The 17,627-nt window shown below is 37.4% G+C and carries 16 protein-coding genes; 10 read left to right on the top strand and 6 right to left on the bottom strand.

From position 1 onward, the window contains the following. The first annotated feature begins 86 nt into the window (after window positions 1–86). Both J671_RS19560 and J671_RS19555 read left to right on the top strand, forming a co-directional pair. Window positions 87–2,216 carry a DNA polymerase III subunit gamma/tau gene (locus J671_RS19560; RefSeq protein ID WP_031983139.1) on the top strand — a complete coding sequence of 710 codons (2,130 nt, stop codon included), beginning with the start codon at window positions 87–89 and terminating at the stop codon, window positions 2,214–2,216. A 325-nt stretch (window positions 2,217–2,541) separates the two neighbouring features. Beyond that, on the top strand, window positions 2,542–4,770 hold the full coding sequence (locus J671_RS19555) for a phosphocholine-specific phospholipase C (RefSeq protein WP_031983138.1): 2,229 nt from the start codon (window positions 2,542–2,544) through the stop codon (window positions 4,768–4,770). A 49-nt stretch (window positions 4,771–4,819) separates the two neighbouring features. On the opposite strand, the gene J671_RS19550 is transcribed toward J671_RS19555, so the two are convergent. Together J671_RS19550 and J671_RS19545 are read right to left on the bottom strand one after the other, a co-directional pair. After that, complete coding sequence (locus tag J671_RS19550; RefSeq protein ID WP_031983137.1) at window positions 4,820–5,254, bottom strand: acyl-CoA thioesterase; 435 nt, start codon at window positions 5,252–5,254, stop codon at window positions 4,820–4,822. Further along, the gene (locus J671_RS19545) at window positions 5,254–6,411 is read right to left on the bottom strand and encodes an iron-containing alcohol dehydrogenase (RefSeq protein ID WP_031983136.1); all 1,158 of its coding nucleotides are present in this window, start codon (window positions 6,409–6,411) and stop codon (window positions 5,254–5,256) included. Before J671_RS19545 ends, J671_RS19550 begins: the two co-directional genes overlap by 1 nt. Before the next feature lie 294 nt (window positions 6,412–6,705). Between J671_RS19545 and J671_RS19540 the strand changes: the two genes are divergently transcribed. Beyond that, entirely contained in the window at window positions 6,706–7,065 is a 360-nt protein-coding gene (locus J671_RS19540; RefSeq protein WP_002049049.1) for a YcgJ family protein, read from the top strand. Between the two features lie 280 nt (window positions 7,066–7,345). Further along, complete coding sequence (locus J671_RS19535) at window positions 7,346–7,888, top strand: cysteine hydrolase family protein (protein ID WP_022575566.1); 543 nt, start codon at window positions 7,346–7,348, stop codon at window positions 7,886–7,888. Window positions 7,889–8,089: 201 nt separating this feature from the next. Here the strand turns inward: J671_RS19535 and J671_RS19530 are convergent, their stop codons facing one another. Then, entirely contained in the window at window positions 8,090–8,563 is a 474-nt protein-coding gene (locus J671_RS19530; RefSeq protein WP_031983135.1) for a winged helix-turn-helix transcriptional regulator, read from the bottom strand. A gap of 62 nt (window positions 8,564–8,625) precedes the next feature. On the opposite strand from J671_RS19530, the gene J671_RS19525 reads away from it, so the two are divergent. From J671_RS19525 to J671_RS19505, 5 genes are all read left to right on the top strand, one after another. After that, window positions 8,626–8,853, top strand: coding sequence for a tautomerase family protein (locus J671_RS19525; RefSeq protein ID WP_031983134.1), 228 nt, complete (start codon window positions 8,626–8,628; stop codon window positions 8,851–8,853). Between the two features lie 300 nt (window positions 8,854–9,153). After that, window positions 9,154–9,657 carry a low molecular weight protein-tyrosine-phosphatase gene (locus tag J671_RS19520; protein ID WP_031983132.1) on the top strand — a complete coding sequence of 168 codons (504 nt, stop codon included), beginning with the start codon at window positions 9,154–9,156 and terminating at the stop codon, window positions 9,655–9,657. Window positions 9,658–9,676: 19 nt separating this feature from the next. Beyond that, a complete protein-coding gene (gene murB, locus J671_RS19515; protein ID WP_031983131.1) occupies window positions 9,677–10,711 on the top strand; it encodes a UDP-N-acetylmuramate dehydrogenase in 1,035 nt (344 codons plus the stop codon). 4 nt (window positions 10,712–10,715) lie between these two features. Continuing rightward, on the top strand, window positions 10,716–11,846 hold the full coding sequence (locus tag J671_RS19510) for a YdcF family protein (protein WP_031983129.1): 1,131 nt from the start codon (window positions 10,716–10,718) through the stop codon (window positions 11,844–11,846). Then, window positions 11,846–12,874, top strand: coding sequence for an alpha/beta hydrolase (locus tag J671_RS19505; protein ID WP_002052112.1), 1,029 nt, complete (start codon window positions 11,846–11,848; stop codon window positions 12,872–12,874). The genes J671_RS19510 and J671_RS19505 overlap by 1 nt, the downstream gene beginning before the upstream one ends. Before the next feature lie 60 nt (window positions 12,875–12,934). Here the strand turns inward: J671_RS19505 and J671_RS19500 are convergent, their stop codons facing one another. The 3 genes from J671_RS19500 to J671_RS19490 form a co-directional block, all read right to left on the bottom strand. Continuing rightward, window positions 12,935–13,438 carry a hypothetical protein gene (locus tag J671_RS19500; protein ID WP_081404935.1) on the bottom strand — a complete coding sequence of 168 codons (504 nt, stop codon included), beginning with the start codon at window positions 13,436–13,438 and terminating at the stop codon, window positions 12,935–12,937. A gap of 61 nt (window positions 13,439–13,499) precedes the next feature. Then, window positions 13,500–14,555, bottom strand: a complete 1,056-nt coding sequence (locus tag J671_RS19495) for a linear amide C-N hydrolase (RefSeq protein ID WP_031983126.1) — start codon at window positions 14,553–14,555, stop codon at window positions 13,500–13,502. A 208-nt stretch (window positions 14,556–14,763) separates the two neighbouring features. Beyond that, window positions 14,764–16,437: an FMN-binding glutamate synthase family protein gene (locus J671_RS19490; protein WP_002052116.1), complete on the bottom strand. Its 1,674-nt coding sequence runs from the start codon at window positions 16,435–16,437 to the stop codon at window positions 14,764–14,766. A gap of 230 nt (window positions 16,438–16,667) precedes the next feature. On the opposite strand from J671_RS19490, the gene J671_RS19485 reads away from it, so the two are divergent. Next, complete coding sequence (locus J671_RS19485) at window positions 16,668–17,600, top strand: IS5-like element ISAha3 family transposase (protein ID WP_004812228.1); 933 nt, start codon at window positions 16,668–16,670, stop codon at window positions 17,598–17,600. Window positions 17,601–17,627 lie beyond the last annotated feature (27 nt).

Here is a 17,627-nt window from a genome sequence, read left to right as displayed (position 1 = left end):
CGCAGTTTATCTGTACGGATATGAGCTTTATGCGTTCACACTCTTTTAAAAACAAAGTATGCTTATGCCTGTAACAAGGAGCATACATGTATCAAGTACTTGCTAGAAAATACCGTCCACGTAATTTCAATGAGTTAGTGGGACAAAACCATGTTTCTCGTGCATTAAGTAGTGCATTGGAACACGGTCGTCTTCACCATGCTTATTTATTTACAGGAACGCGTGGTGTAGGTAAAACTACAATCGCCCGTATTTTAGCCAAGTGTTTGAACTGTGAAACAGGTGTGACTGCTACACCATGTGAAGTCTGTGCAACCTGCAAGGCGGTAAATGAAGGCCGTTTTATTGACTTAATCGAAATTGATGCTGCTTCAAGAACAAAAGTAGAAGATACGCGTGAACTTTTAGATAATGTTCCTTATGCGCCAACGCAAGGTCGTTTTAAAGTTTACCTGATTGACGAAGTACATATGCTTTCTACGCATTCTTTTAATGCGTTATTAAAAACACTAGAAGAACCACCAGAACACGTTAAGTTTCTGTTTGCAACGACTGATCCGCAAAAGCTACCAATTACGGTTATTTCACGTTGTTTACAATTTACTTTACGACCTTTAGCGGTAGATGAAATTACCAAACACCTTGGCGCTATTCTTGAAAAAGAACAGATTACTGCTGATCAAGATGCAATTTGGCAAATTGCTGAATCTGCTCAGGGTTCACTGCGTGATGCGCTATCATTAACTGACCAAGCCATAGCTTATGGCCAGGGTTCTATACATCACCAAGATGTGAAAGAAATGCTTGGCTTGATTGACCGTACGATCATTTATGATTTGATTTTAGCGGTTCATCAAAACCAACGTGAAAAAGTGAGTCAGTTATTACTCCAATTTAGATATCAAGCCTTAGATGTATCGTTAGTGCTTGATCAGCTTATTTCAACATTACATGAGTTAGCTTTATTACAGTATTTACCAGAGCTTGGCTTAAAGTATAGTGAAGAAATTAATGCCAAAATTCTTCAACTTTCTAAGTTAATTTCTGCTCAAGATTTGCAGCTTTACTATCAAATCGCATGTAAAGGCCGTTCAGACTTGCAACTTGCCGTAACGCAAGAGCAAGGTTTTGAAATGTGTATTTTACGCTTATTGGCTTTCCGTCCTTTAGCACCAAATGAAATTTTAGTTTCAGAGCCTGTTCAACAAAATGAGCAAGCAGTGGTAGGGCTAAATCAACAAGTTCAGCAAACTGCTCAGGAGATTACACCTGTAAGTACTGTTCAGCCTGTTGAAGTTATTAGCCAACCCGCTATGGTTGAACCTGAACCTGAACCTGAACCTGAACCTGAACCTGAACCTGAACCTGAACCTGAACCTGAACCTGAACCTGAACCTGAACCTGAACCTGAACCTGAACCTGAACCGCAGTCTAATCAGGATTTAATGGTATTTGACCCAAACCATCATGAGCTGATTGGGCTTGAGTCAGTACCTGTTCAAGAAACGATTAGTGTTCTAGAGGAAGATTTCATTCCAGTACCAGAACAAAAGGCAGTACATGTTCAGGCTGAAACCCAAGCCAAACAAACTGAACCTGAGCCAACATTTACTGCTGAGCCGCAAGGTTTGTTTGAAACATCTGATACTGAATTTTCTCTGGGTCAAGATGCACCTGTAACTCATGATTTGGTTTCTGAACCTGTTATTGAGCAGCAAACATTGGTGCAAGCCGAAGTGGTTGTTGAAACTGCTACAGTTATCAAAGAGTCTAGTGCAACTGATAACGGGCAGTTGATGCCTCAGGATATTTTGAAGCTTTCTGCTCAAGTTTTAGAAGGCGAGTGGACACTTGAAAAGTGGGAATATTGGTTTAGAAATAGTCAGCTTTCCCCAGCCGTTCAAGAACTTGCTCAACATGGTGTGATGACTGGTGAAATTGGAGGCAACACGATTTTCCATATTCCTCAAGAATATGAAAATATGTTAACCCAATTACAGCAAGGCCTAATTGATGCTTTAAAGCAACAATGGGCAGATACACAGTTTACAGTTGAATATGGTGCAGTTCATACATCTACACCTTATGTTATGCAAAGCATTCGTAAAGAAAAAGCTTTCCATAGAGCGACAGAGCTATTACAGCAACAACCTGTCATTAAAAGCCTTATAGAGACTTTTGATGGTGAATTACAAAATATTCAATTAAAGCCTTAATTCCAATTGAGTTTTGATTTGGTGAAAAATATGGAAATAATAGAATTTTCATATTTTTCACTGGATTGAAATATTCAGGTCACGCCACTGTCATTGTACTTTTCTATGTTAGCCATTTTAGATTTTAAAATGGACTATATATCGTCATGAAAAGGCAATGTACAGGAATAACTTCCTTTAAATATTCATATTTCTTACTAATCGGTGCACTCTTACTGAGTGGTTGTAACGACTCTGCAAATGATAATTCGAATACACCAGACACAGGTAAAAAGCCTGTAATGCGCTGTGCTCCATAACCTTAAATAATAAAAAGAATTTGATCATGATTACACGTCGTAAATTTTTAAATTACTCTTTAAATATGGGCTTTGGTGCTGCAGCGTTGGCGGCTTTCCCATCAAGTATTCAAAAGGCTCTAGCAATTCCTGCAAATAATAAAACGGGCACCATTCAAGATATTGAGCACGTTATTATTTTGATGCAGGAAAACCGATCTTTTGATCATTACTTTGGTACGTTAAAAGGCGTTCGAGGTTTTGCTGACCGCTTTACAATTCCTTTGCCAAATGGTCGTAAGGTTTGGGAGCAGCTTAGACGCAATGGGCAAGTTTTAACGCCTTTTCATTTAGACGGTACAGCCAATAATGCACAGCGCGCAGATGGTACGCCGCATACGTGGAATGATAGTCAGTTGGCTTGGGACAATGGCCGTATGGCGAACTGGCCAACCCATAAAACTGATATATCCATGGGCTATTTTAAAGAAAAAGAAATTCCATATCAGTTTGCACTTGCCAATGCCTTTACGATTTGTGATGCCTACCATTGTTCCATGCACACTGGAACAGATGCGAACCGATCTTTTCATTTAACTGGTACCAATGGGGCAACAGCGACTAAGCGTTCATTTGTAAATAATGAATGGGACTGGATTGATGGTAATCCCGCTACGGCAGATCGTGGTTATACATGGAAAACCTATGCTGAACGCTTAGAAGAAGCAGGTGTTAGCTGGATTTGCTATCAAAATATGCCGGATGAATGGGGCGATAATATGTTGGGTGCGTTCCGTTCTTTTAGAAAGGCCAACATTGCATCCGGTTATCCCGTTTCAAGCGGTGGAGAGCCGAATAAACCGTATGCCGATACGGGTCAAAAACTACCGTATAAAGCCTATGATGCGGCTACTGATAATGCCAAAAATCCACTATATAAAGGCATTGCCAATACGCTACCGGGCAATAAACCAGAAGAGTATCTTGACGCTTTTAAAAGAGACATTCGTGAAGGAAAGTTACCTCAAGTTTCTTGGATTAATGCGCCATCAATTTACTGTGAACATCCGGACCCTTCAAGCCCGGTTCAAGGGGCATGGTTTATTCAAGAAATTATTGATGCTTTAACTGCTGTACCAGAGGTGTGGAGTAAAACAGCACTACTTATTAACTTCGATGAAAATGATGGTTATTTTGACCATATGCCGTCCCCATCAGCACCATCTCGACTCAAAAACGGCCAGTACGCAGGTAAGTCGACACTAAGCAATGCTGATATGCAGGATGAATATTTTGATCATGCTGCACCTGAAGGAAGCCATTCACAGCCTACACCTGATGGACGTGTTTATGGTCCGGGCCCGCGTGTTCCTTTATATGTGATTTCTCCATGGAGCCGTGGTGGTTGGGTAAACTCGCAAGTGTTTGACCATACTTCTGTGCTCATGTTCTTAGAAAAACGTTTTGGTGTAAAAGAACCGAATATCAGTCCATACCGCCGTGCAGTGTGTGGTGATTTGACCAGTGCATTTAACTTTAAAACACCAAATGCTGATGCTTTACCACAGCTTGATGGTAAACAAACACGTGTGCAGGCAGATACATTAAGAGAAAATCAAGAAGCCTTGCCCGCTGTTCCTGTACCTACGGATATTAAGTTACCGATTCAGCAAAGTGGCATACGTTTGTCGCGTGCGCTACCTTACGAATTGCATACCAGTGCGCGCTGTAAAGCGGACGGTAAGGTACAATTAATATTCTCTAATACAGGTACGCAAGCTGTGGTTTTTCATGTTTATGACAAGCTCAACTTGGATCGCATTCCAAAGCGTTACATTGTCGAGCCGAATAAAACTTTAGATGATGAATGGGATGCTTTAAAAGATAACTTGGGCCGTTACGACTTATGGGTACTCGGTCCAAATGGCTACCATCGTCATTTCAAAGGGGATATTCAACGTATTGTTGATAGTGGCGTTAAACCTGAAATTCGCGTCTGTTATGACATTGCCAATGGTGATGTTTATGTCGAGCTTATGAATGAAGGAACCAAGGATTCAATATTGACGCTAAAACCTTGTGCATATCGACAAGATGCGCCGTTACAACTTACCGTAAAAGTGGGACAGGTTATTAAACAACATTGGGCTTTGGCTGATGTAGGGCATTGGTATGATTTTGAAGTAACTAGTCAAAGTGATCCATATTATTATCGACGTTTTGCTGGTCGAGTCGAAACGGGTGAAGACTCTTTTAGTGATCCCGCAATGATGTAAGTTTGAAGAGGGCAAAAAAGAACAGATCATTTTCTTTTTGCCCCATTTTTTATAATAAATAACTTTTTAAAGCTTCACGAACTGACTCAGAAATAGGTACAGTCTTACGCGTTTCACGATCTACAAACACATGCACAAAATGTCCTTGAGCTGAGGCTTGATCTTGACCTTGTTTAAAGATCGCTAATTCATAACGTAGAGAAGTCGTACCAATTTTACCAATCGCAACACCTACTTGAATAATTTCTGGAAATGATAACTCTTGTAAAAAGCTACAAGCTGAATCAACCACTAACCCAATTGATTTTGCTTCATGAATATCAAAACCTGTTTTTTGAATGAGTAAAGCATTGGCTGCTGTATCAAAGTAACTATAGTAAGTTACATTATTCACATGACCGTAAATATCGTTATCTGCCCAACGCGTTTGAATGTCTAAAAAGAACTTAAATTGATCTCGATTTTTTAAAACTGGTTTAGTCATTAATGAATCGCCTGATAAATTGCCAAAGCGGCGGCTTCTGTCATGTCTCGTGGGGTATTTTGTAGTAAGCGAGTTTGCAACATGGCATCTTGAGCAAGCCGAGGTAAGCTCGACTCATCAATCCCCAAATCTCTAAGTTTTAAGGTCAAGCCACTATGGTCTAAGTGGTTCTGCATATGGTCAATGAACAGATCACACAAGCCATCAGTGCTGCCATTGCTATATGGGTCTAACCATTGCATAAGTTCCGCATAGTATTTTTTTGCATTCGGCGCATTAAATTTTAATACTTCAACCAGCACTAAGGCATTGGTATGTCCATGCGATAAATGAAAATGTCCACCCAGTGGATAAGCTAAAGCATGTACCGCAGCAACGGGCGAGTTTGCAAATGCTTGCCCCGCGAGCATTGAACCAAAAAGCATGTTTTGACGTGCTTCTAAATCATTACCATCTTTAAGAACTTTCGGTAAATTATGGTTCAATAATTTCAGTGCATGTTTGGCTAAAATATCGGTATAAACATTTTTTTTGTGTTTAGAAGTATATGCCTCAATGGCATGGACCATAGCATCGATACCAGTTGCAGCGGTAATATGTGCTGGAAGGTTTTGAGTAAAAGTTGCGTCAAGAATTGCTGTATCAGCATATAGTACTGGGGAAACAATCCCCATTTTTGTTGTCTCGCCAGTAGTTACAATTGAGATAGGCGTTACTTCTGAACCTGTGCCCGCAGTAGTAGGAATCAATATAAGTGGTAGGCGAGTGGTGGTTACTTGGTTTACGCCATACATCTCTTGCAAACTTTGAGTTTGATCAGGATGCGAGAGCAAAGCGATTACTTTTGCCACATCCAAAGAGCTACCACCTCCAAAACCAATAATGACATCTACATTTTGCTGTTTTGCATAATTGGCCGCATCTAAAACGACTTGTTCTGGCGGATCAGCCTGCACATCTGCATAAATGACATATTCAATATTGAGGGTATCTAAAATTTGCAGGATGGGACGGTGTAATTGGTTTTTAACCATACCAGCATCTGTGACTAGCAATAACTTACGGTAAGATTTTGAAGACAAAACATTCTGTAATTCTTGTATAGAGCCTAAGCCAGAGATGATATTTGGAACAGTTTGAAATTGAAAATGGCTCATATACATTATTTCCTTATTCTTGAAAATTATTGTTGAACGGTTCTATTCAATCTTTAAGTAACTTAGCATAAGACGCTTTAAAATAAAGTAGTTCTGAGGCAATTATGTTGAGGGTTGTATGAGGTGAGCACTGTTTGTATGTGCTCGAAGAGGAATATTTAACAGGTGTACAAGTTATTTAAAAGGCCATTGAACCGTGGGCTTTTTGTTATTTGTGGCCTTGTGTAGATTTTCGAGCAGGTTAGTAATTTTATATAATGTCTTAACAATTTATAATTTTATTCGGTTCTAAAAATGAAAATTTCTAAAACTTTACTTAGTGTTATTGGATGTACTTGCTTCATGCTTAGCTCTGCAGCGATGGCGAAAACTAACTCTGGTGTATATTCACCTCAAAAGGGTGTCATTTGTGATAAATACATTTGTGCGGACAAAAAAGGCGTCTCTAAAAAACTTACAGCTAAATATTTAGGTCCTTATAAAGCGAATAAAGCTTTCTCTCAAGGCGATTTTGATACTTCAGCATTTACATTCTCAAATGGTGTGTTTTGTGATACCAAAACAAAGCTATGTCATGTCGATCGATACTTTCAAAATGGGCATCGTAGCAAAATTGATAAAAATATGACTGATAAATTATTCAAAAATAAATAATTTTCCCGTATTAAATAAGGTTTGACTAAAACGATCAATAACTTAAAAGACAAAATTTTGTGTTTTAAAAAAAAATTATGCTATGTTTAAATACGCTTTAATGATGAGCAAGTTTAATTCATGAACTGTTTACCAAAAAAAATCAATACCACCACCACGACCTTTAAAAAAGGCTGCGTGTGATTTTTTGTTAGAGCGACTTAATAAAATACCTCAACCCAGCCAATAATGGCTGGGTTTATTTTTCTCTGCTCATTATTGGCTTTTTCAGAGAAAGATTATGGACCAAAGTTATAACTCAAAATCAGTTTTACTCATCATTGATATGCAAAATGGACTATTCAAAGCAAAGTCGACGCCATATAACCATCAATTTGTACTTTCAAATATTCTTAAGCTGATTAATTATCACCGTTCCAATAACAAGCCAATTATTTTTGTCCGTCATGTCGGCGAAAAAGATACGCCTTTAGATCCCGATAGCCTAAATACTCAGTTGATAACAGAGTTATCTTGCAATCCAGATAAAGATATTGTCATTGAGAAAACATATCCGAGCAGTTTCAAGCATACTGTCTTAAAAGAACTATTAGAGAAACTTGATATTGATGAAATTATAGTGAGTGGGATGAAAACGGAATATTGTATAGATACGACTATTAGAGCTGCTTCAGAGTTTGGATACAAAGTAACTTTAATCTCTGATGCCCATACAACATCTGATTCTACGGTTTTAGATGCGCAGCACATAATTGATCATCATAACCAAGTTTTAAACAATGCTTTTGCTAAGGTAAAAACTACTGAAGAGTTTTTCCATTAAATAATGATTATTAGCTATTGGTAGGGTTTTAATTGTTAAGTATTTCTGTAAAATTGAGATGTTGCCTTAAACAACAATAAACCTTAATGATCAGCGCAAAGTCATAAGGGGAAGCCTACTTGAAAGAGTAGGCTTTTTTTATATTATCTATAAATATCTTTCATTTAGGCTTAAACATAAAAGAGAGGAACATACAAAAATTTATTTCTTATGGCTACGATGAGTTAGTTTCAGTTCCAAATGATTAAAATCTATAACTTGGTCAAATGAATCAACAAGTTTTAATTTGAGTTCATCATCTGAATTTTTCTTAAAAACTTTAACAACATCCCGATCTGCTTCAATAAAATTACCGCCAGATTCAAGCATAGCAAGCAAAACAATATTTAGGCTTTTACCTTTTTTGGTAAGTAAATATTCTTTACGTTCTCGTACACCTATTTCTTTATAAATAGATAACTCAAATATTTCTAATTCAATAAGATGTTTGAGACGATTAGATAAAATTTGTTTTGATATTCCTGTATTTACTAAAAAATCATTAAATTTTGTTACCCCATAGAAAGCTTCTCTTAATAAGAGGATTGTCCATCTGTCACTCAATATTTCAGTAATTTTAAAGATTCCACATACATCTTCGGGAAATTTATGGTCTGGAATAATTTGATTTGACATTAGAGGAAGCTCCAATTAGGATGAGTCTGTAATTTAGACCTAGTATTAATTCAGGTAGCATTATGCCATTTATAAATATACAAACTATAGAAGGTTTACTCGATAAAGACAGTAAGGCCGAACTTTTTAAACGGATAACAGACTTATTTGTAGAAATAGAGGGTAAGGGTAATCCTACTTTTCGAGAGCATGTTTGGATAAGAATTGATGAATATCCACCTGAACAGTGGCAATTAGGTAGCTTAAGTCCAACAAAACAAATGATTGAGTTAATGACTTCAGCAAAATGATTTGTTCAAAGCCCTTTAAGTAGGGCTTTTATAATTGAGCGGGCTTTGCTCAAAATATTTTTGATACCCCTATTTAAAATAAAAAGACAAAATTAGCTACTTTATCGACTGATTTATCAACTTTTAATCTATTGATAAACATTATTTTCCTTTTCAACACAAGTGAGTTTTGACAAAATGCAACAGGTCATCAGGATCAATACAGACTTGGCCAGATTTATAGTTTGTTAGCATTTTGCAGTAACTTTGCAAGTAACCTGTTTATTTCTATGTAATTCAAGTGTTTGGAACTAATTTCTAATGGAAACACAATATAAGGTTTTATGTGTCTGTTTAGGAAATATTTGCCGTTCTCCCACCGCTGAAGTGGTTTTCAGACATTATTGTGATAAGCATCAACTCAATGTAATCGTTGATTCGGCTGGAACGAGTAATTATCACCCAAATAAAGCTCCTGATCAGCGTAGCCAAAAGCATGCTAAGAAAAGAGGCTATGACTTGTCATCTTTACGTGCTAGACAACTTTCAACTCAAGATTTTTTAGAGTTTGATTTGATTTTGGCAATGGACCATCAAAACTTTGAAGATATTCATGATTTATTGCAAAACGCTATCTTTCAGTTTGGTAGCCATCGAATTCGAGCAAAAGTCGCATTAATGAGTGAACATGATCCCCAATATCCAAAGCAAGCTTTGCCTGATCCTTACTATGGTGGTGATGACGGCTTCGAGCGTGTACTTGACCAATGTGAATCGAGTACTCTCGCATGGATTAATGTTTTGAAAAAACAATTGAAAGTTTAAGAATAGGTTTATCAATACAATGCAAATTCAAAATCAAGTACAGCTTAAGCCATTCAATACTTTAAGTTTAGATGTAACAGCTTCTCATTATACTAAGATTACGTCTGTTGAAGATATTAAAGAAGCTTTGGATTTTGCTAAACAGCATGAGCTAAATGTACTTGTTTTATCTGGCGGTAGTAATATGTTGCTGCCACAGCAAATTAATGCATTAGTCATTCACCTTGATATTCAAGGTATAGAGGTTTTATCTGAAGATCAGAATTTTGTTCGAGTCAAAGTAGGTGCAGGACAGGTTTGGCACGATTTTGTTTTATATAGTACACAGCAGAACTGGTTTGGTTTACAAAATTTAGCCCTTATTCCTGGCTTAGTGGGTGCTTCACCAGTACAAAACATTGGTGCCTATGGCGTTGAAGTTGGTGAGTTTATTGAGTCAGTACAGGTCTATGACCGTAAACTTGGAGAGACACAATCAATTTTAGCGGCCGACTGTCATTTTTCTTATAGACATAGCATTTTTAAAGATGATCCGACGCGCTATATCATCACGCATGTCACCTTTAAATTACTCAAGCAACCTCATTTAAAGTTGAATTATGGTGATTTAAAGGAAGCAGTTGGAGACAATCTCACTGCTGAAAATTTACAAAATCAGGTCATCCGTATTCGTCAAAGTAAATTACCTGATCCAAAAGAATATCCAAATGTAGGAAGCTTCTTTAAAAACCCGATTGTAAGTGCTCAAGAATTTGAACGCTTAATCACACAATTTTCAACAATTCCACATTATCCTCAAGCCAACGGTAACGTTAAAATTGCAGCGGGTTGGTTAATTGATCAAGCAGGTTGGAAAGGAAAACAACTTGGTGTGGTGGGGATGTTTCATAAACAAGCCTTGGTTTTGGTGAATTATGCCAATGCATCTCTTGCTGATGTAAAGAAAACTTATCAAGCTGTACAACACGATGTTGATCAGCGTTTCCATGTTATGTTAGAACCAGAACCTGTGCTTTATAACAGTTTAGGTTTAATTGAAAATCATACGGAATAGTTCTATGCCAAAAGTACACTTGATGGTACGTTTTGTACAAGTAGTTACTGTACTATTTGTACTATTGGGCTGTTTCGTGGTTTTTCTATATTCGCCATTTTATTCAAAACTTATTGTAGCTGGACTTAACTATTTTGTTCCAGTAGATGTGAATGAAGTGGCAGCGGAAAGCCAGCGAAAAGCTGCATTAAGTGAACATGATAACTTAGAGCCTGGTTCAAACTTATGGATTGCTCGTCAGGCTTATTTAAAGCTTACCGAAGATGCTATACGTGAAAAAAAGACAGCAGACTTGGGCTACATGCAAGAAAACTATAAAGCTTTGCAGCAAATTATTCTTTTAGAAGAAAAAGAACAAGAGATGGAAGAAGAGGAAGAAACTTCAGCTATAAGTGTTCCATTAGTCGCGAAAAACTCAGAAATTGATGCAGCTGATGAAACAAGTAGCCCTATAGATGAAGCGCTTTTTATTAACAGTTCTGAAAACAAAGCTCTTACTGAACAATATACCGAGTTTTTAGCAAGAAAACCCGTAGTACCTGAACATCAAAAAGCGGTAAGTGAGCCTGAGCAAAAAGTTGAATATGTCCGTAAAAATCCTTTGCCAACTCAACCTAAAAAGTTAACAGAACCGTATGCTATTGTAGTACTAGGTGGCGGTTTAACTTTAGATAAAAATGGCAAAGATATTGTAGTTAATAGTTATACCCGCTTAAGACTAGAGAAAACGTTAGAAGTTGAAAAGCAAAACCATCTACCAATTGTATTAAGTGGTGTTGAAGCACCATATATGCAAGCATGGTTAAAAAAACGTGGTGTCGATGCAAAATTATTAGAACAAAAAAGTATGAATACTTGTGAAAATACTCGTTTTAGTTCATTACTGCTTCAAAAGAAAGGCGGTGCACCTACAGTAATGTTAGTTACAGATGAATATCATATGCCGCGTACGCGCCGTTTATTTGCTCTGAATGGTATCGAAACGATTCCAGTTATTGCCCCTATGCCAACACCGCTTACACGTTGGCAACCGAGTATACAAAACTACGATCATAGTCGTCGTGCAAATTATGAATTACTTGCGACAATTCGTGACATGTTATTTGGTTCAAGTGATTGTCGAGAGGTGCCTTAATGTCTGAGATTCCATTTCTCAATCCTGCCGTATTAAAACAATTAGATTTACCGGTACCTAACCGTGATCTCACTCCACAAGTTTTAAGTCCACTCAATTTAAATACATTAGAAGAGCCTTCTCGTGAACTTTTAGCATACCGCAAATTATACGGTTTGCATTTACTCGACTGTGACCATTGGCAAGGCTATGTTCAAATGCCTTTATTTCGTCTGCATGTCCAAGTTTTTAAGCCTAAATTAGACAAAGTACAGGGGACTGTATGTTTGTTGCATGGCTATCTTGAACATAGTGGGATTTATCAACCTATTATCCGTGAAATTCTTGAACAAGGCTTCAGTGTAATTACTTATGATTTACCTGGTCATGGTTTAAGTAATGGTTCACCTGCAAGTATTCAAAATTTTGATCATTACCAGCAAGTTCTAATGGCGGTTTATCAGTATGTCAAACATGCAGATCAGTTACCAAAACCGTGGGTGGGTATCGGCCAAAGCACGGGTGGAGCAATCTGGATGCATCACTTGCTCGAGTATGCTGAAAAAAGACAAGATCCAATTGTTGATAGAGTTTTGCTACTTTCACCTTTAATTCGACCAGCTAAAACAGCATGGTGGCATAATCCAGTGGGACTGGGCATTATTCGTCGTATTAAACGCCAAGTACCAAGACACTTTAGACGTAACAATCATAATCCTGAATTTTTACGTTTTGTTCGTTTAAAAGATCCATTACAACCACGCATGATGGGGATGGACTGGATTTTAGCAATGTCAAAATGGATGCAAGAAATGGAAGAGCGTCCAGCTTGTCGTATTCCTGTTTGGTTAGCACAAGGGGCATTAGACCAAACGGTAGACTGGCGCTATAACATTGAGTTCATTCGACGGAAGTTTAGACTTCAAACCTTGTTAATGCTTGAAGAGGGGTCTCATCAATTAATTAATGAACGTGCAGATATACGTGCAGCTTTAACTGGTTTAATTCCAGCCTTTTTACATGCTAAGCCAAAGCATTTTTATTATTAAAAAATTAATGCACTCACTCTAGTCAATAGATTGAGTGCATCAGTTAATCAAATCAGATGATTATTTTAAGCTTTGATAAAGCTCAACGAAATTTTTATACACTGAAGATTGCTTTTGCGGTGAATACATATTTCGCTCAATAATACCTTTATCAGTTTTAACTAAAACATTAATGTTTTTCGCGTTTTTAAATTCCTGTAAGAATTGACTTGGAATAATAAAGTATGTCGTCGAGTGCTTAGGAACAAGGCGACTGACATTTGTTTTCTCAGTAGCTTGAGCTGGTTTATAACTAAATTGTTTCCCGTCAATATCAAATACTAATGAATTAATATCATAGAAGTTATAACTACTACTTAAATGTACATCTACGCGGACTTGGTTTTTCTGTTGTTCATTCCATTTAACGAGTAAGCTTGGACAAAGTTCTGTAGGTAAGCAATTAAGCTGACCCGCTGTCTTTACCTCAGATGTTGTTGTCGTGGTATTAGACTTATACGAAGTCGTACTACAAGCTGCTGTAAGTAAACAAGTACCTAATAAAAATAGGGCTTTTTTCATAATGTAATTCCAAGAAAGCACGTTTAATATTATTTATCTTAGAGATGATAAATTTTACCCTTCATTAAAGAGTTTTGGGGCTTAAAAAAGCAAATGGTTTTGCAATTTTAAAGTCAGAAGTCGCATCTCCAGCATAGATATGGCTTTGCTCGGGACCGAGATCCAGTCTACGCGTTTTACCATCTTTAAAATTTATTTTCTTCAAGTCGACCCAAAATACATTTGGTGATAAGGCTGATTCAAAAAAATAAAGCATCTGTTTATGGTCTGCAACAGTTCTCCAGCGAGTCGATGAAATATTAGGCTCTTCTTGTGTATTCAATCCATATGGAACAGAGGCATTCCGAATGACACTAAATACAGAAGCCTGAGCTTGTTTCATATCATCAGTTTTTGGAATTGCATTAATATAAAATGATGCTCGTGCAAAACGGTCAGAAGCACGGTTAGTACCTGGTAGCATAACGGTGCCGCCGATTTGTTTCCAATATTCCGCAAGTGCAAGCTGTTTATCAAATGTAGGGGAATTAGTCATAATTTGATAACTTCGGCTGTGATGAATCACTTGTTTTCCGCCGATATATTCAATGATTGCACTATCACCTGTTTTATCGGAAATAGACAAATGGAGTGTTGTGAGTCTTGATTCGCCCGGAACGCTATCTGTCACGATTGTATAGGGTTCTTTTTCAAGAGCTTTAACGGCTTCATCAACGGTTGCAAAATTGTCGAGTAGATACTGCGCCCAAGCTGCAATACTTAATAATGGTTTATTAGATTTTTTTACATCTGGATATTGAGATTCGACTAACCATAAGACATTAGCGACTAAACCAACCTCATTCATTCCATCGGTTGTAGCAACTTCATAACCTGTAGCAATAACGCTGCCATATTTAGACGTCCATTTTATTGAATTTGGTCCTGCACTCCCATCACGGGCAACACCACTCGGCAAAATCCATAAATTTGTGCCTGTATCAACCTTCCAGTCCATTGAGCGGGCTGTAATAACATGTTGGTCATTGCCTAAATATACCGCACGTGTACAAGCGGCTGCATAGCTACTTAAACCAACAGCAAGAGCAATAAAAGTGGGAATGAATGTTTTTTTTAACATGAGTGAACACCTTCTTGTTATAACAATTTGAGGATATTTATTTAATAAAATTAAAGTGTGTATATTATTTATACTTTTATAGTAGGTGAAAAATATAGCAAAGACAAATTAATAACAGAATTTTATTTAAATAAAAATCACATAATAAGTTAGAAAATAGAAGGGCATCACAATAAAGATGATGCCCAAATAATCAATCTAATTTAAATTAAAAATGATTGGCATCGGCCATATTCCACATACGGTAATAGAAATTATCATCATCATTTTTTAGTTCAGATTGTAAAAGTTCTCCTTCTTTCAAGAAGAAATGCAATTGAGCATAGTTCTTGATTTCACGGTCATTTACACGCTGAGCCAAATGATGAGCTTTAATATCTGAAGGATGGCGTAAACCAGCAGCAGCAATCATTTCTGATAAGGCATGTAATGTATTTTTATGGAAATTAAACACGCGCTCTGCTTTAGTGGGTACATGTAGTGCTTTTTGACGGTCTTTATCTTGAGTTGCTACACCTACAGGACATTGGTTGGTATGACAACTTTGCGCTTGAATACACCCAACTGCAAACATAAAACCGCGTGCTGAGTTAACCCAATCTGCACCTAATGCAAAAGTACTAGCAATATCAAATGCGCTAATAATTTTACCGCTTGCACCAATTTTAACTTGGTCTCTTAGTCCAGCACCTACAAGCGTGTTGTGTACAAAACGTAAGCCTTCACGTAAGGGAGTACCAATATAGTCACTAAACTCAATTGGTGCTGCACCAGTACCACCTTCAGAACCGTCTACCACAATAAAATCAGGCACAATTTTTGTTTCAAGCATTGCTTTTACAATACTCATAAACTGCCAAGGTTGCCCAATACATAGTTTAAAACCAACAGGTTTGCCGCCAGATAAAGTGCGTAACTTTTGCAAAAAGTGCATCATTTCAATTGGTGTAGAGAAGCTAGAATGTTTTGCTGGTGAAATACAGTCATGATCACGTGAAACACCACGAATTTCGGCAATTTCAGCAGTAATTTTATGCTTAGGTAAAATACCGCCATGCCCGGGTTTAGCACCTTGTGAAAGCTTTAACTCAATCATTTTGATTTGTGGCAATTGAGACTGTTTAGCAAACTTTTGTTCGTCAAATTTTCCATCTAAAGTTCGACAACCAAAATAGCCACTGGCAATTTGCCAAACAATATCACCACCATTTTCTAAATGATAAGGGCTGAGACTTCCTTCACCAGTGTCATGATAAAACCCCCCCAACTGTGCACCTTTATTTAATGCACGAATTGCATTTGCACTTAAACTACCAAAGCTCATGGCAGAGATATTCATAATAGATGCACTATAGGGTTGAAGGCATTGTGCATTACCAATTTGAATACGAAAACTCTTAGGATCTGCTGGTGGGCATGGACTAATTGAGTGAACAATAAAGCGATAATCTTGTTGATAGACATCTATGATTGACCCGAAAGGTTTATCGGCATTTTCATTTTTTGCACGTTGATAAACTAAGCTTCTTTGCATACGCGAGAAAGGTAGAGCATCTTGATCGGCTTCAATAAAGTATTGGCGAATTTCTGGACGTATATCTTCAAATAAAAAACGAAAATGACCCATAATTGGGTAATTTCTCAAGATAGAGTGTCTATTTTGTAAGACGTCATATAAACCCAATAAGCTTAATGCACCAGTAACGACCCATAAACCATTGAGTAGAGTATCTGAAATAAAATAATAGATACTATGAGGCGTATATACGGTTCTAAACCACGTGATACTAAGTGCCGTAAAAATACACAAGAACCAGAGTGAATGGCGTGAAAAGAATGTATTGAGAAATTTATGTCGAATGATTTGTGCTGGACTCGCCATATGTGAACAAATTCCTAATGTTTTACTGGCACATACCTTGCCAAGAAGCAGCTTAAACTACAAGTAGGGAATTGTTAGCTGTAAGAGCATATATCAATAGTAAATGATTATATTTAAGATTAAATTGAATAGAGGATATTTAATTTTCTAAAAGTTGTGGCGTAATAATTTTAAGAGGCTTTGTTGCACAAAGCTATTCTTGAAGGCTTCTTCAGTAATATAATTTCCAGATGAAGAAGCCTACACCTAAAATCTATCGTACAACCAATTGGTCCTCGTATAACCAAGCTTTAATCAAGCGAGGAAATATTTCAATCTGGTTTGATCCTAAGACGCAATGGTATGCACAACCACAAGGCAAGCAAGGACGAAATCAAACTTATTCCGATACAGCGATTCAATGCTGTTTAATGATCAAATCTCTATTCCGTCTTTCTTTACGTATGGTTACTGGCTTTGTTCAAAGCCTGATTAAACTCTGTGGCTTGAATTGGACAGCACCAGATTACTCCACCCTTTGTAGACGACAAAAGCATATTGATATTGCGATAAGCTATCAGAAAAGTCATGATGGGTTACACCTACTTGTCGACTCTACGGGTTTAAAGTTTTTAGGTGAAGGCGAATGGAAGCGTAAAAAACATCAGCCTGAATACCGTCGGCAATGGCGTAAACTGCATATTGGTATAGATGCTGAAACACTGCAAATACGTGCCGTTCAGCTTACTACAAATAATGTCAGTGATTCACAAGTACTAGGTGATTTACTGGATCAAATTCCACTAGATGAGCGAATAGATTCTGTCTATACCGATGGCGCGTACGACACGAAGTGCTGCAGAAAAGTGATTTCAGATCGTCAAGCACATGCAGTAATTCCACCCAGAAAGAATGCCAAGCCCTGGAAAGATTCTAAAATAAGTTCAATAGAACGAAATGAGTTACTTCAAACGGTTAAACATTTAGGCAGAACCCTATGGAAAAAATGGTCGGGTTATCACCGTCGTAGTTTGGTGGAAACCAAGATGCATTGCATCAAATTATTAGGTGATAGGCTGACGGCAAGACATTTTCAAAGTCAGGTCAATGAAATTCATGCGCGTGTGGCAGTTCTGAATAGATTTACGGAATTAGGTAGACCTCGCACCCAAGTTGTGTCTTAAATTTGAATGGATTGGGGAGAACTCAGC

Source organism: Acinetobacter sp. 1130196, assembly GCF_000588095.1.
Classification (GTDB): domain Bacteria; phylum Pseudomonadota; class Gammaproteobacteria; order Pseudomonadales; family Moraxellaceae; genus Acinetobacter; species Acinetobacter nosocomialis.
This window is presented reverse-complemented; position numbering and strand designations above follow the sequence as displayed.

What these genes read in the sequence shown, in the direction of transcription:
- J671_RS19520 (WP_031983132.1), top strand. Translation starts at nt 9,154, where the DNA reads ATGGAAACACAATATAAGGTTTTATGTGTCTGTTTAGGAAATATTTGC.
- J671_RS19510 (WP_031983129.1), top strand. Translation starts at nt 10,716, where the DNA reads ATGCCAAAAGTACACTTGATGGTACGTTTTGTACAAGTAGTTACTGTA.
- J671_RS19560 (WP_031983139.1), top strand. Translation starts at nt 87, where the DNA reads ATGTATCAAGTACTTGCTAGAAAATACCGTCCACGTAATTTCAATGAG.
- J671_RS19530 (WP_031983135.1), bottom strand. Translation starts at nt 8,563, where the DNA reads ATGTCAAATCAAATTATTCCAGACCATAAATTTCCCGAAGATGTATGT.
- J671_RS19525 (WP_031983134.1), top strand. Translation starts at nt 8,626, where the DNA reads ATGCCATTTATAAATATACAAACTATAGAAGGTTTACTCGATAAAGAC.
- J671_RS19505 (WP_002052112.1), top strand. Translation starts at nt 11,846, where the DNA reads ATGTCTGAGATTCCATTTCTCAATCCTGCCGTATTAAAACAATTAGAT.
- J671_RS19545 (WP_031983136.1), bottom strand. Translation starts at nt 6,411, where the DNA reads ATGAGCCATTTTCAATTTCAAACTGTTCCAAATATCATCTCTGGCTTA.
- J671_RS19555 (WP_031983138.1), top strand. Translation starts at nt 2,542, where the DNA reads ATGATTACACGTCGTAAATTTTTAAATTACTCTTTAAATATGGGCTTT.
- J671_RS19490 (WP_002052116.1), bottom strand. Translation starts at nt 16,437, where the DNA reads ATGGCGAGTCCAGCACAAATCATTCGACATAAATTTCTCAATACATTC.
- J671_RS19495 (WP_031983126.1), bottom strand. Translation starts at nt 14,555, where the DNA reads ATGTTAAAAAAAACATTCATTCCCACTTTTATTGCTCTTGCTGTTGGT.
- J671_RS19485 (WP_004812228.1), top strand. Translation starts at nt 16,668, where the DNA reads ATGAAGAAGCCTACACCTAAAATCTATCGTACAACCAATTGGTCCTCG.
- J671_RS19550 (WP_031983137.1), bottom strand. Translation starts at nt 5,254, where the DNA reads ATGACTAAACCAGTTTTAAAAAATCGAGATCAATTTAAGTTCTTTTTA.
- J671_RS19535 (WP_022575566.1), top strand. Translation starts at nt 7,346, where the DNA reads ATGGACCAAAGTTATAACTCAAAATCAGTTTTACTCATCATTGATATG.
- murB (WP_031983131.1), top strand. Translation starts at nt 9,677, where the DNA reads ATGCAAATTCAAAATCAAGTACAGCTTAAGCCATTCAATACTTTAAGT.
- J671_RS19540 (WP_002049049.1), top strand. Translation starts at nt 6,706, where the DNA reads ATGAAAATTTCTAAAACTTTACTTAGTGTTATTGGATGTACTTGCTTC.